General features: G+C 55.2%; 13 protein-coding genes and 2 pseudogenes. 12 read left to right on the top strand and 3 right to left on the bottom strand.

Annotated features, from left to right (window positions below):
• Window positions 1–137: 137 nt before the first annotated feature.
• Window positions 138–515 carry a response regulator gene (locus ACIQUB_RS25080; RefSeq protein ID WP_402933339.1) on the bottom strand — a complete coding sequence of 126 codons (378 nt, stop codon included), beginning with the start codon at window positions 513–515 and terminating at the stop codon, window positions 138–140.
• A gap of 756 nt (window positions 516–1271) precedes the next feature.
• Here ACIQUB_RS25080 and istA point away from each other — a divergent pair.
• The 9 genes and pseudogenes from istA to ACIQUB_RS25125 all read left to right on the top strand — a co-directional run bounded on the left by istA (window position 1272) and on the right by ACIQUB_RS25125 (window position 11312).
• A complete protein-coding gene (istA, locus tag ACIQUB_RS25085; RefSeq protein ID WP_402933342.1) occupies window positions 1272–2747 on the top strand; it encodes an IS21 family transposase in 1476 nt (491 codons plus the stop codon).
• A complete protein-coding gene (istB, locus tag ACIQUB_RS25090) occupies window positions 2744–3637 on the top strand; it encodes an IS21-like element ISRel5 family helper ATPase IstB (protein WP_402933344.1) in 894 nt (297 codons plus the stop codon). The genes istA and istB overlap by 4 nt, the downstream gene beginning before the upstream one ends.
• Window positions 3638–3866: 229 nt before the next feature.
• Complete coding sequence (gene xth / locus ACIQUB_RS25095; RefSeq protein WP_402933347.1) at window positions 3867–4664, top strand: exodeoxyribonuclease III; 798 nt, start codon at window positions 3867–3869, stop codon at window positions 4662–4664.
• A gap of 479 nt (window positions 4665–5143) precedes the next feature.
• Complete coding sequence (locus tag ACIQUB_RS25100; protein WP_402933349.1) at window positions 5144–5374, top strand: hypothetical protein; 231 nt, start codon at window positions 5144–5146, stop codon at window positions 5372–5374.
• A gap of 545 nt (window positions 5375–5919) precedes the next feature.
• Complete coding sequence (locus ACIQUB_RS25105) at window positions 5920–6453, top strand: DUF4142 domain-containing protein (RefSeq protein WP_402933352.1); 534 nt, start codon at window positions 5920–5922, stop codon at window positions 6451–6453.
• Between the two features lie 272 nt (window positions 6454–6725).
• Entirely contained in the window at window positions 6726–7274 is a 549-nt protein-coding gene (locus ACIQUB_RS25110) for a response regulator (RefSeq protein WP_402933355.1), read from the top strand.
• 274 nt (window positions 7275–7548) lie between these two features.
• The gene (catE, locus tag ACIQUB_RS25115; RefSeq protein ID WP_402933358.1) at window positions 7549–9693 is read left to right on the top strand and encodes a catalase C; all 2145 of its coding nucleotides are present in this window, start codon (window positions 7549–7551) and stop codon (window positions 9691–9693) included.
• Between the two features lie 157 nt (window positions 9694–9850).
• Window positions 9851–10222: pseudogene (locus ACIQUB_RS25120) on the top strand (transposase); the annotation flags it as partial.
• Between the two features lie 181 nt (window positions 10223–10403).
• Window positions 10404–11312 (top strand): hypothetical protein, encoded by a 909-nt coding sequence (locus ACIQUB_RS25125; RefSeq protein ID WP_402933360.1) that lies wholly within the window; start codon window positions 10404–10406, stop codon window positions 11310–11312.
• A 190-nt stretch (window positions 11313–11502) separates the two neighbouring features.
• Here the strand turns inward: ACIQUB_RS25125 and ACIQUB_RS25130 are convergent, their stop codons facing one another.
• Window positions 11503–12576: an alpha/beta hydrolase gene (locus ACIQUB_RS25130; RefSeq protein WP_402933363.1), complete on the bottom strand. Its 1074-nt coding sequence runs from the start codon at window positions 12574–12576 to the stop codon at window positions 11503–11505.
• Window positions 12577–12663: 87 nt separating this feature from the next.
• Here ACIQUB_RS25130 and ACIQUB_RS25135 point away from each other — a divergent pair, with 87 nt between their 5' ends.
• The 3 genes and pseudogenes from ACIQUB_RS25135 to ACIQUB_RS25145 all read left to right on the top strand — a co-directional run.
• Window positions 12664–12810 (top strand): DJ-1/PfpI family protein, encoded by a 147-nt coding sequence (locus tag ACIQUB_RS25135; RefSeq protein WP_402933479.1) that lies wholly within the window; start codon window positions 12664–12666, stop codon window positions 12808–12810.
• A 167-nt stretch (window positions 12811–12977) separates the two neighbouring features.
• Window positions 12978–13457: a pyridoxamine 5'-phosphate oxidase family protein gene (locus ACIQUB_RS25140; RefSeq protein ID WP_402933366.1), complete on the top strand. Its 480-nt coding sequence runs from the start codon at window positions 12978–12980 to the stop codon at window positions 13455–13457.
• Window positions 13458–13724: 267 nt separating this feature from the next.
• Window positions 13725–13880 (top strand): annotated as a pseudogene (locus tag ACIQUB_RS25145) (transposase); the annotation flags it as partial.
• A gap of 122 nt (window positions 13881–14002) precedes the next feature.
• Here the strand turns inward: ACIQUB_RS25145 and ACIQUB_RS25150 are convergent.
• Window positions 14003–14413 (bottom strand): hypothetical protein, encoded by a 411-nt coding sequence (locus tag ACIQUB_RS25150; protein WP_402933368.1) that lies wholly within the window; start codon window positions 14411–14413, stop codon window positions 14003–14005.
• Window position 14414 lies beyond the last annotated feature (1 nt).

Below are 14414 nucleotides of genomic sequence, written 5' to 3' on the forward strand. Positions count from 1 at the left end.
ACACCGCTCAGAGATACGATCGAAAAAGGCAAGCGCAACGGTATTACCTTGCTACAATCTGATATAGACCGCGTTCGCATTGATTAGTTTCGAGACGATAAACTCGGCGCAACTCGACCCATGATTCTTTTTTCTGTTCACGCATGACGGCGCTTGTCGGCGCAGATCATTTCGCCGACCATCGACACAATACCTCTCACACTGTAAGGCTTTGGGACGAATACCGCGCCTACCGGCATATCATCCTGACGCAGTTGATGACCACCAGAGGCAACAATAACTGGAACGTTCGCGTGATTTGTCGACATCATTCGCAGGAGATCCAGGCCGCTAAAGCCCCCCGGCATATCAACGTCAGTGATCACGGCATCGACCCGCTTTTGCCCGATGATCGCGACAGCCTCAATCACGTTCCCTGCTTCCAGCACATCATAACCCTGGTCAAACAATGCGTCGGCGAGCACCATCCGGATTAAAAGCTCGTCTTCTACGATAAGTACGGTACGCTCGCACATGGCCGTCTCCCTTCCGTGGATACGAGATGAACTCGCTTACCCAGATTTCGATCGCCCTCGGACGAGAGTATTCGCAGACATATTTAATAAAATGCGAACGATCCGCCAAAGCCTGGTCTCCGCCGGAGTGGAAACTCGCGTCTTAACCAGTCATTTTCACTTAACAACACCACCTTTGCCGTGAGCGTCGAAGGCACGGGCAGCGGGTGAACATTTCAGGAGAGCGGAACCTAGACCAGCTTTCCTCGTTGGCGCTTTTGAAGAAATTACGAGCTTCAGGTAGAGCGATAGATGAACCGACAGCGAGGGCCTGACCAAATGCGCCTTGATGGCAATTCTCGGCACAGGACATGCCGGGAAAGCAATGGAAAGCCGACCTGCGACGGCAAAAAACTCGCAACGCTGATGTTTTATCCAGGGGGATTGCAAAGCCTCGCAAAAGAACCATGTCAGCTCCATAGCAAAATGAACTATCGATCTTGACCCACCCGCCAACCTCTTCCAATGAACGGCAATACTTTTGCGAGCAAAAGGCTAGCTACTTCTCTGCATAGCGGCAATCAAGGTGAGATTCAGCGTCAATCAGGATGAGACTCGCGCCGGGGTGTGACGAAGTGAGGGCGTAGCCCGATCGTAGTCATACCCCGGCGTGGCGCAGATTTTCGGCGCCTCAAGATCGCGGTCGGTCCGGTACATTTGCGGTTTTCTGGATCGGAGAACCAGTTTGTGCCGGGTCGCCATTTAACCGATCCTCAGATGAGACTCTTCATGAAGTACCGACAAACGCATTCCGTAGAGATCGCCGCGTCAAAGGCGTCGATCAGCCGGGCCACGGCATATCGCCTCGACAAAGAGGTACAACTGCCATCTCAAAGCAAAGCACCGCGTGGCCGCCGCCGCCCTGATCCCCTCGAGCCTATATTCGAGACTGAAGTCGTCCCGCTGCTGAAGGCCGCACCCGGCATCCGTGCCGTCGCCGTCTACAACGAGATGCTGCGCCGGCATCCAGAAGTCTCTGAAGGTATCCGCCGCACGCTTGAGCGACGCATCCGGTCGTGGCGTGCTGTCCATGGCGAAGCACAGGAGGTCATCTTCCGCCAGACGCACGAGCCAGGGCGGCTGGGCCTTTCTGATTTTACCGACGCCAGCGGTCTTGGTGTAACTATCGCCGGCCAAGCGCTTGATCACCTGTTCTATCACTTCCGGCTTGTCTGGTCGGGCTTTGAACACGCCCATGTCATTCTCGGCGGGGAAAGCTTTGTCGCGCTGGCTGAAGGGCTTCAAAATGCCCTGTGGTGCGTGGGCGGTACGCCGCTTTATCATCGGACCGACAGCCTGTCGGCGGCGTTCCGCAACCTCGACGCCGATGCCAAGGTCGATCTCACACACCGTTACTCCCAGCTTTGCTCCCATTATCGGATGACCCCGACGCGCAATAACAAAGGCGTCGCACACGAGAACGGCTCGATCGAGAGTTCCCATGGCCATCTCAAGAACGTCGTTCATGACGCCCTACTGATGCGGGGAACCAAGGAATTCGATGATCTCGGGTCTTACCGCGCCTTTGTCGATGAGATCGTCAGTCGTCGCAATGCTGCCCATGGCAAGCGCATTGATGCAGAGCGCTCCCATCTGCAGGCGCTACCCGAGCGCCGGACCACGGACTTTGAAGAGATTGTCGTCACGGTGTCCCGAACCGGCGGCTTCACCTTGCGCAAGGTCTTCTACACGGTGCCATCCCGCCTGATCGGCCACAGGTTACGGGTTCGCCTGTACGACGATCGGCTGGATGTCTTCGTCGGCGGTACGCATTTGATGACATTGCGCCGCGGACGCGGTCATGCTGACGGGCGACACGACCAGGTCGTCAACTACCACCACGTCATCCATTCGCTGCGCAAAAAGCCGATGGCGCTCCGCGGCCTCGTTTATCGCGACAAGCTCTTCCCGCGCCAAGAATATCGCAAGGCCTTCGAAGCCCTGATTGAACATCTTCCCGATAAGCAGGCTTGTAAGATCACCGTCGAACTCCTGGCGCTGGCGCATGACCGCGGCTGCGAACGTGAGCTTGCCGAGGAATTGGCCAGGACGCTCGATGCCGGTCAGCTACCCGATCTGGCTTCCATGCGAGCGCTCTTCGGCCCGGACCCAGCCAAGCTGCCGACCGTTCATGTGCAACTCGCATCGCTCAACGGCTATGAGATTCTGATTGGGACAGGAGAAGCGGCATGAAGAACGCCCAAGTCATTGATGAAGCACGTCTCGGCATCATGCTCAACGAGCTCCGGCTGCCGACGATCAAATCCCTGTGGCCACGATTTGCCGAACAGGCGGACCGGGAAGGATGGCCGGCCGCTCGCTTCCTGTCGGCGATTGCCGAGCACGAATTGGCGGAACGGGCGCATCGCAGGATTGAGCGGCATCTCGCCGAGGCGCACTTGCCGCCCGGCAAGACATTGGACAGCTTCGCTTTCGATGCTGTGCCTATGGTCTCAAAGGCACAGGTCATGGCAATCACCGCCGGCGACAGTTGGCTTGCCAAAGGAGCCAATATCCTCATGTTCGGTCCGCCCGGCGGAGGAAAGAGCCATCTCGCTGCCGCTATCGGCTTGGCCCTGATCGAGAACGGCTGGAGGGTGTTGTTCACCCGGACAACCGATCTCGTGCAGAAGCTCCAGGTCGCCCGAAGGGAGTTGCAGCTTGAATCCGCCATCGACAAGCTCAACAAATACGACCTGCTCATCCTTGATGATCTTGCCTACGTCACTAAGGACCAGGCGGAAACAAGCGTGCTCTTCGAGCTGATCTCGGCACGATACGAACACCGGTCGATGCTGATCACCGCCAACCAGCCGTTCGGAGAGTGGAACCGGGTCTTTCCCGATCCGGCCATGACACTCGCAGCAGTCGACCGGCTCGTCCACCATGCCACTATCTTCGAGATGAACGTCGAAAGCTATCGCCGTAGAACTGCCCTTGAGGAAAAGCGCCAACGGGGCCGACCGGCCTCCTCCGCGACAATCAGGACCTCAGCCGTGCCTGTCGCGGAGCGGCAATCAGAAAACGACGAAGGACTTGTCAGCGGCAATCAGGGTGATAACTTCATCCCGACCGCGACCTAAGAATCTCATCCAGATTGTCGCCAGCGTCTCATCCTGATCGCCGCGCTATATACTTCTCACCGAACCTTGCTGTGCAGCCGGCCGATGCAATTACGAAGACCATCTTTATCAAGCAGTTAATCCTCTTCAGGCTCGCTTTACGCATGCAAAGCCACAAGACGGCCTTTGGAGACGTCGTTCGCAAAGTCTGTGCTTATCTACCGCCACAAGCGACAAAGGGTTTTGGCTGATGAGAATCGCAACCTACAACGTGAACGGAATTAACGCGCGGCTGGACATATTGCTTCGATGGCTCAAAGAGGACAAACCCGATGCTGTTTGCGTTCAAGAGCTAAAGTGTACAGACAGCGCGTTCCCCAGCCGGGAATTGGAAAAGGCCGGATACGGCGCGGTGTGGCACGGCCAAAAAAGTTGGAACGGGGTCGCTATCCTTGCGCGAGGCCAACAACCCCCTGTGACCCGACGGGGACTACCTGGCGATCCCAAAGACAGCCAAAGCCGCTATGTCGAAGCGGCTGTCAGCGGGGTGCTTATTGGCTGTCTATATGTCCCGAACGGCAATCCGGCACCTGGCCCAAAATTCAACTACAAGATTCGATGGTTTAATCGTCTGAAAAACTATGCCTCAGAATTGCTGGAGCTGGACGTACCAACCGTTCTTGTAGGGGACTTCAATGTCATTCCCACGGTACTCGACGTGTACAAGCCGGAACGATGGATGGACGACGCACTGTTCCGGCCGGAAGTTCGAAAGGCCTATGCCGATCTTATCACGCAGGGCTGGACGGACGCGGTCAGACATCTACATCCCGACGAACGGATCTACACATTTTGGAAGTATTGGAGGAATTCGTTTGCCCGGGACGCCGGACTTCGAATCGACCACCTATTGCTCAGCCCAGCCATGGCGCGCGGGCTAAAAACGGCGTCCGTGCGACGAGGACCGCGATCATGGGAACACACGAGCGACCACGCGCCTGTCATGATCGAAATCGATAACCCGATGGAGGGCAACTCAGATGACTGATGACTGTGCTCAGACGCCGAGGATACAAGCAAGCCCGGTGCGTTCACCCAAGTTGTCGCAATCGCATCCATTCACGAAAATAAGCCGAGCGCTCGTTCCACTGGATATTTTCCAGAGTTGGATACCACTTGTCTACGCCCAGCACCAGCGACGTCCCATTGTCGGTGCTGGGTCTAGGGCGCAAGATGCCCTCTTAGATCGTCGCGCTGAAGCAATTTTAATGCGCTCGCTGTTCCAGGGTGAGAACGCAGCACAACACTATCTTCAACGAAACCCATTGTCCTTCGCGTCGATGTTCATGGGTTCACGAATGCGTCACTCACGCAGCGTCAGCGGACCACCTCGAGCAATTGAAGTGCCGAAAAGCTGCCTACTTTGGACCATCGGCTGAGCCTGTGCAATCCGAAGAAGCAGCACGCGAGTGGGAACACCCTGGCGTTCTGACAGTTTAGTTATCGGTAACTGAGGAGATATCGGAAATGGAAAATAGCTCAAAGCAGTTGGCAGACGAGTACATTCGTTTGGGGGGGCGTCGGGTCGCGGTGATCGATGACAACCTTGGCTCGTCTCGCGATTGGGAAGGTGATCCACCGGAGGCGGCAGAGTTCTGGAAAGAAAGGGTCGCATCACTTTCCGATCGCGAACGACGCGATGTGGAAACTTTCCTACCATCGCTCAATGATGAACACCAAGAACCTCATGGCAGATAGAGCCGCTCGCGGACCCTAAATCGGCCACAACATCTTAATCGTTGCAGACGAGGACCCAGCTAAGAGCCAGGGGTTTGTGATCGTATCACCGGTATGCGCTTCAGCAGCATGTCCCGTTGCTATGTATCGTCGATGAGGTCGAACACGGGCAGCGGGAATTCAATTGATTCATCGCAAATAATAGGTCGGTCTTCTGAGTGAGCGGCCCTGCTCGATTGTGTGCAATGAATTGGTCGAGATTTTACCTCCGGGCATACTTTGGCAGACAAGCTCAGCGGATCCAACCATACGCGATGTCGACGTGCATCTCGCGATTATAGTTAAACATTAGAGCGTTGAGACGATGGGCGCAGCGGTTTGTGAGCTTCCGATGTGCTCGAACTCGAGCTTGGCGTTGGTGCCTCAATTGGGCTTGAGCGGTCGCATTTCTATTTTTCCAGTTCTCCCGCTCCTCTCGCAACGGTGAACGGACACTGCATCATGGAACGATCAGTCGAGCTCTAGGTTAACCGGGCGCTTTATTCACCTGATTGGAGTATCACACGATGAAAACCATCTTCACCGCTGTCGGGGTAGCGATTGCCCTATCGTCTCCCGTACTTGCTCAGTCGGCCGCCGAGAAAACTGGCGTCAATTCCGTGATGGGCGTTTCGCCGAAGACCGAGGACTTTGTCACCGAAGCGGCTAGTTCAGACATGTTCGAGATCGAGGCCAGCAAGCTTGCTCTCGAGCGCTCGCAAGATACGGCTACTCGGAGTTTTGCTCAGCAGATGATCACCGATCATACCAAGACCTCGGAAGAGTTGAAGGCCATGATTACGAGTGGAAAGATCAAGGCCACTGTCCCCGCCTCAATGACCTCGGGGCAGCAAAACATGCTCGATGATCTCAAGAAAGTTAAGGGTGACGACTTTGCCAAGCTATATCATTCAGAGCAGGAAGATACGCATGAAGACGCGGTCGATCTGTTCAAAAGATATAGTGATAGGGGTGAGAACGCCGATCTCAAGGCGTGGGCAGCGAAGACACGGCCCGGATTGGAGCACCATCTTATGATGGCGAAAGACCTGAACAAATAAGGTGTGACGTAGAAATCGCGTCCCCTGCGAATACGCGCAAGATGTTCGTAGGGGTCGACACCGTAAGGTCGAACTTGGCGTGGCCGATTGCGATCCGGATGACTGTGTGTTCAAGCACGTCAATGTGCCAATGGTGATAACCCATGGCAAAACTCCCCCGGAACCAAATACAAGCTTGGACATTTCTCGGCCGTAAACAGCCAGGTTGAGAACAGTGTCGATCACTGCTCCCAATCACGCACCTTAACTTGCTATCACCGCGAGCGACGATCATGGATGAGAACAGAGACGATTGGACAGCAGCTCGAGCTTATTCTCTTTGGGAACAGGCAGGACGACCATTCGGCCAAGACGAAAGGCATTGGGCGCAGGCGGTACTTGAACGGAATCTTCTCGAGCGCACCCGCGCTTCGAGCGATGGCGCCGAGGTGATAACGCGCGCGCAGCAAATCGCCCGTTCTGGCCTCGGCGCCAAACGCAGCATTCTAATTGTGGAGGATGAGCCACAGCTCCGCTATAACTTCGTCGATTTCTTTGACGAAGCCGGACACAAAACGTTTGAAGCGGGCAATGCGGACGAAGCGCTGGTACACCTCAAGAATAACGTGATCGACATCCTGTTCACCGATGTCGACATGCCTGGCAGCCTGGACGGCCTCGGGTTGGCGGCGCAGAGCCGAGTTAAGTGGCCAGAAATCAAGATCATTGTGACGTCCGGTCTAATTGCACTTCCGCACTTTGATGAGGCGCTGGGTATTTCGTTTATCGCTAAACCTGCCTCGGCTTTTGAGTTGCTCGACTTGTTTATCACTGACAAATAGAAAGTCCGGACCGCGCCTTAGCGTCGGGGGGTTCCCACAGGCGCTGTCGCGCGTCTAAGCCGAGTACGTCGACCAAAGCAAGCTCTCTACATACCCGTCATTCGTCCGCTATCAGACAGGAACAAACCTGTCATAGCCAAGTTTGCTCTCGTCTCCCTATCAAATAGCGCCAGTGCACGAGGAGTATTTGCCGCCGTCAGGGGGACAGCAAACCAACTGCCGCAGTGGGCAGGCTCTTTTCTCAATTGTACGATTTTCACCAGGGGACATTATCATGGCCAAGCGTCCATCGAAATCCGCATCTATGACCGATGATACCATTGCTATTCACGACCAGCAGCTTCAGCGTGGTCCTGGAGGTGAACTTCATCAGTTTGCCGAAAAAGGTCAGGATGTGCTCACAACTTCACAGGGCGCGCCAGTCGCTGACGATCAAAACTCACTTCGTATTGGTCCTCGCGGGCCCCTTTTGATGGACGATTTCCATTTTCGGGAGAAGATTTTCCACTTTGATCATGAGCGTATTCCCGAGCGTGTGGTCCATGCTCGTGGCTACGGCGCACATGGCTTCTTCGAAACCTACGAATCTTTGTCAGACATAACGCGTGCAGACGTGTTTCAGCGTGCGGGCGAAAAAACGCCGGTATTCGTGCGATTTTCAACGGTAGCCGGCAACAAAGGCTCGGCCGATCTTGCACGTGACGTCCGCGGCTTTGCCGTCAAGATGTATACAAAAGAAGGCAACTGGGACCTCGTTGGCAATAACATTCCAGTTTTCTTTATTCAAGACGCGATCAAGTTTCCCGACCTAGTTCACGCCGCCAAGCAGGAGCCGGACCGAGCTTTCCCGCAAGCCCAAACCGCTCACGATAACTTTTGGGATTTTATCAGTTTAACGCCAGAAAGCATGCACATGGTAATGTGGATCATGTCGGATCGAACGATCCCCCGATCCCTCCGCTTCATGGAGGGTTTTGGAGTCCACACCTTCCGCTTTGTTAATGCGCAAGGCAGATCTACATTTGTTAAATTCCACTGGAAACCAAAGCTGGGCCTGCAGTCGGTTGTATGGAACGAGGCCGTCAAAATCAACGGTGCAGATCCGGACTTTCATCGCCGCGACCTCTGGAACTCAATTCAGTCTGGCAGCTTTCCAGAATGGGAGCTCGCGGTTCAGCTTTTTAATCAGGACTTCGCCGACAAGTTCGACTTCGACGTGCTCGATCCGACAAAAATCATTCCGGAGGAAGTTTTGCCAGTGCGTCGGATCGGCCGCTTGGTTCTCGACCGCATGCCCGATAACTTTTTTGCCGAGACCGAGCAGGTCGCGTTCATGACGCAGAACGTGCCACCTGGCATCGATTTCAGCAACGATCCACTTCTTCAAGGCCGCAACTTCTCTTATCTTGACACTCAGCTCAAACGCCTCGGAGGCCCTAATTTCACCCACCTTCCGATCAACGCGCCGAAGTGTCCGATGCACAATTTCCAGCAGGACGGGCATATGGCTATGCGCAACCCCATGGGCCGCGCCAATTACCAGCCGAACTCACATGGCGACGGCCCGCGCGAAGCTCCGTCGCGGGGTTATCGGCACTTCACGGCGGAAGAACAGGGGCAGAAGGTGCGGGCGAGGCCAGAAAGCTTCGCGGATCACTATAGCCAGGCCCGGCAGTTCTTTATCAGCCAGACCCCAGCGGAACAGCGTCACATTGCTGCCGCGCTGACGTTTGAGTTGAGCAAGGTCGAAATATTAGCGATTCGAGAAAGGATGGTAGCGCACCTGCTTAATATCGACGAGACGCTTGCAACCACGGTCGCGCAAAAGCTGGGTTTTCAGTCGATGCCCAATCCTGCTGACGCGGCAATTCCGACCCGCCAAGATTTAGATGTCTCCCCCGCACTTAGCATCGTCGAGGGGGGACCGAAACGTTTCGAAGGACGCAAGCTTGGCATCCTTGTTTCTGACGGCGTCGATCTAAAGCTGCTCAATACGCTCATCAAGGCGGTCGTGGCCGAAAAAGCCAGCGTCGAGCTGATCGCGCCCAAGGTTGGCGGTGTCATAGCCGACGACGGAACTTTTATCGACGCCAATCATATGATTGATGGCGGGCCGTCGATTTTGTTCGACGCAATTGTCCTTTTGACGTCCCATCAAGCAATTGATGATCTTGTTAAGGAAGCGACTGCGCGCGACTTCGTCGCGGACGCCTTTCAGCACTGCAAGTTCATAGGTTTTGACCAGTCCGCCATGCCGCTCCTGGAAAAAGCGGGCGTTGCCGGTCAGCTCGATGAGGGTACGATTGAATTGGCAGCCGGCAAAACTGTTGCAGCCTTCGTCAAGGAACTCGGTAAACTTCGTGTCTGGGGCCGCGAACCTTCGGTTAAACTTGGGAAAGCTTCATCGCCAATCTCATGAGGGAGCGCGGGTGCGGAGCGATCCGCGCCCTCCTCTGGGTTGAATGGAGCTCGATGCAATTTCGAATTGTTAGATCTGGACGCACGACTGCTGGCCTTGCTAACGAGCGACCTAAAGCGTGTCGACCAGATTCGGGATTTCAAACAGTCGATCCGTGAATGCTCCCTTCGGGAAATGGAAGACGCAGACCTTCATTGCCGGTCTACGCTGCCATGGCCTGACCGCACCATGGATCGTCGATGCTCCAATGAACAGTCGCATCTTCGAAACCTGGATCGAGACACAACTTGTGCCGACAATGTCGGCCTGGCGATGTCGTCATCCTCGACAATGTCGGCGTCCACAAAAGCAAAAGGGCAAAACAGTCGCTCAAGACAAAAGGCGCAAGACTTCTCTTCCTGCCACCCTGTCGCCGGAGCTGAACCCCATCGAAATGGCACTCTCGAAACTCAAGTTACTCCTGCGAAAGCGGGCCCCTCGAAGCTTCGATACAATTGATCCCGTCTCGGCTGATCTGATTTCCTCTTAATTCAACCGATAGAAGAGCGCGGCTGATTTTCGGAACCATTGCGCGACCTCGACGTTACGAAGTCGCAATCATAAATCTAATGGGAGATTTGATTATGGGTCGCGGAATTCTACTTTGGCTTCTTGGTGTGCCATTGCCAATCATTATTCTTCTCGCGTTATTCATGCGATAGGAGACAATGATGTCCCTTTCGCAAGCAAATGAAACCGTCCCACTCGAGTCCTCCAAGTCCGCGATGTCGTGGGGATCTATTTTGGGTGGTGCCTTCGCGGCAGTCGGCACGATGCTAATCCTATTGCTTCTCGGTTCAGGCGTTGGCCTTACTATGGTTTCGCCTTGGTCAGGCGAAAGCAGTTCCGCCGCAGCGGTTGGCGTGACGGCTGCGATCTGGCTGGTCGTAGTCCAGTGGCTTTCCTCAGCTCTCGGCGGCTATCTGACAGGCCGACTTCGCACCAAATGGGTGTCAGCCCATACTGACGAGGTCTTTTTCCGCGATACGGCTCACGGATTCATTAGCTGGGCCGTGGCGACCGTCTTTGTTGTAGGCTTTCTAACGTCATCCTTAACTTCGCTGGCCGGGGCGGGGGCAAATGCCGCCGGTGCAGCGGCAACGGCAGCGGGCGCCGCGGGGACGGCCGTCGGTTCATCTTCGCTATCCAAGACGGATCTTTCGACCTCCTACTTCACTGATGCCCTTTTGCGTCCAGAACGCGTCGCAGCGAATGCGTCGAGGGACGATGGAGCCGCATCCGCGGAAGTCTCACGTATACTCTTGAACGATGCGGCCAAAGGTGAGGTGCCAGATGGCGACAAGGCGTACATAGCTAGCATTGTCGCAGCGCGTACCGGTTTATCGGAGACCGATGCCCGTGCCCGCGTCGACACGGTCTTGAAACAAATCGACGACGCCAAGGTTGCAGCCCAGGCCGCCGCCGATAAGGCCCGGAAAGCCACCGCAACAACGGCGTTGATAGGCTCTATCTCTCTCCTCATTGGCGCCTTTGTTTCGAGCGCCGCTGCAGCCTTCGGTGGTAGGCAGCGCGATGAAGAAGAAGATATTTTCCCGATGGATCGAGGGCCGCTTGTATAATGGTTAGCAAAACGCCCCACCACATGGCTGGCCGTGTGGGGGCGTTCTCCTCTTCCGCGTTGCAAGCGTTGTGTGTTTCCGGTGCCCGTCACCCGATCACCAACCGGCGGGCTTTTCGCGGAAATTTGGATGGAGCCATATTTAGCCGATCTCATCTGCACCTAGGCTATCTCGGTCACTCTCTGATCATCTACTTTGCGAGAATGGTTCCACCAATTCGAAGTGGGGCCGACACGATCGCACCCGCTCCATTGAGTACGAGAGCACCCGTACCAGCCACGGGGTTAGGCTCACCCGTATTTTGAAGCTGGGGATAAACAGCCGCCAAGGCTGCGAAACGATCATGGTTCGTACCTTCTAGGGATGGCAGTGAGGAAATGTCAATGATCTCCAGATTGTTCTCCTTAGCAAGCATTTTGGTCCTAGGTTCAGCAATGTCAAGCGAGCCGGCGGTGGCCGCCGAACCTGCTAGTCGTTTTGACAGGGATAGGGCCATATCGTCCTTTGAGGCCAGGATGACAATGGGTTGGGACAGCGGTTGCGTCGCGGCGAGTTGCTTGCGCAGCAGGTCGACGTCGATGTCGGGCGCCGCCAGAATGAGCTGGGTTACCTTCCTGAGGACATCTCTTCTTCCCATGAGACTGAGTTGGCGGATTGATTCCACCGCTAACCATGCTCCCATGCTGTGTGCCAACATCGTCGTTTTAACGTTAGATTGCCCGAGAACGGTAAGAACGGAAACCAGATCGTCGCGAGCAAACGCGGCAGAATCTCGATCGGCGACGTAACCCGTAATACTAGCTTGAGACGGCCAGTCAAAAAGAATTGGCGAACCAGTCATCCCGGAGTCGGCCGTAATCTGAGCGAGGCGATAAAGCGCCTCCTGATAGTTGTAGTTGTAGCCGTGGACAAAGATGCCCGCAGCGCCCTCTGATCTAGTTTCGGCCACAAACTGGGCCTGACTGAGTTCCTCCCTGCCGACAACCGCGAAGGCTTTCGTCGGATCGGGCGTTCCTTTCGGCCACTCTATGTTGGGAGGCTTGTGCCCCGGGGGGATAGCAACCGTGACCTTTAGATAACGCAATCTGTCCGCGCGCCCAGCGGTAAACGCGTACGGAACGGTGTGAGAGGGAACCCGGACGGAGGCCACGAGGATAGTAACCGTTTTTTGCCCCGTGTGTCGGCTGACCAACGTCAACGTTTCCGGACCTGGACGTGTGCAAGACGATAACGCAAGCAATACAAACAAAAAAATGATACGCATTCAGGACCTCGGTTCGAAACCGATTGGTACCTATATAGACCGCGGCTGATTGGAATAGCGCACAAGGCTATACACACCTCATTTCTCATACTGTTGCCATTCAGACACGCCACGGGCGGCATATGCATCGATCAGGAGGTGGTGAGTGACAAAGGTTTGGTGACAAGCCGAAAGCCGGGCGACCTTCCAGCTTTTTGCGCGAGGATCATCGAGGAGATCGCGGATGTAAAGTGATGCAGATAGCCGCTAATTCGGCGGACATGTGGCCGTAGTCTATTTTGCTTACCGCCTGGTCATCAACGTGACGGTGAGCGCTAGTCAGCGCCTGCAAGAGGTATCGCTAACGTGTGTACGGAACCTCGACTGCCATGGGCCGTTAACGAATAAATTTGGAGGTAACTATGACAGATATCAACCACCTCGACACCGTCTGGAATCTTGCTGAGAAGATTGGCTTTTGCATGTTAACAACCGAAACTTCGGGCGATCTTCGGGCGCGGCCGATGGCCGCGCATCCCGAGCGCTTGGAGAACGCTTTCTATTTCCTGACCGATGTGAACGCGCACAAAGATGAAGAGATTGCGCACAACCCACATGTCTGCCTGGCATTCGCCGACAGCAAGGGACACAAGTATGTGTCGATATCGGGATTGGCGGAGATTAGCAATGACCGCGAGCGCATCACCGAGCTTTGGTCAACGCCTGCCAAGGCTTGGTGGGATAGCCCAGATGATCCGGCTATTCGGGTGCTCAAAGTTACCCCATCATTTGCCGAGTATTGGAGCAGTCCTGGTACGATCGTGAGTTATATCAAGATGGCAGCAGCCGCGTTAGAAAATGCGAGGCCTGACATGGGTGACAATGAAAAAGTCGATATGTAATGAGGTGCCTGGTACTGTAGCATGCAGTAAGTACATCTCCGCTCGAGGCAAATGCGAAGATCGGGCGCTTACGGCGACAGGTAGGTGCAGATATGCGCGAGGGTTTTTTTGATATCCGGGCGCCCTTGCACTTGCCGTTGCCCTGTCATCCTCAAACACAGGTCGCCTATGCCGGCGATAAGTGCCCGATTAGGCCCTACAGTCGTAAACGGGGTTCACACGCCGACAGGGCTTTGATTCAATGAGGGTTTGATTTGGAGGCCTCAGATGACCCATCGCCGGATCGACCTGACTGATTTCGGATGGAGCGTCATCCAACCGCTTCTTCCAAACAAGCCTCGCGGCGTCCCGCGAGTTGGCGCCCGGCGCGTAATAAACGGCATCTTGTGGCAATTTTGGACCGGTTCGCCCGGGGCGGATGTTCGCAGAGCGCGTTAACGCACAACCATCAGCGGTTGTCACACTGCGCCTAAGCTGCGGCTCAAAAACTCAGCCACCGCTTCGCCGCTCAACCAGTTGTCGTCTACGCGTCCATAGTCATTCGCTTATGGCATATTGAACGAGGTGGCTCTGATGGAAATCGTCTTCCCATGCGGGTTGTTTTGGAGCAGCAGGCCGCCCACGACCTTCGAGTGGCCGGGAACATAGTCAAGGATCGTCTCAGCCGTTTCCAACAGTTTTGACCCCTCCAACACTTCTCCCCTTACGGCTACTTGTGACGCGGTCTGGCTCGAACCGTTTCGGACTTCAAAGAGTACCTGAAATGCATGACTGCGTTCTTCAACTCGAAGAACGCCACCTTCAAGGTCAGGGGACGTGTCGCGATCCGTCAACGCGTCCTTGCCGATCCAGATGATAACCGTAAGGACGACAACGGCAGACACAGCCCCCGTTGCCCACTCTATCCAATGAGGTTTGTTCGTTTCGATGTTTGCGGCAACAGTCGTTTTCGTCATT

This window comes from Rhizobium sp. NPDC090275, from assembly GCF_044772225.1.
Taxonomy (GTDB): domain Bacteria; phylum Pseudomonadota; class Alphaproteobacteria; order Rhizobiales; family Rhizobiaceae; genus Rhizobium.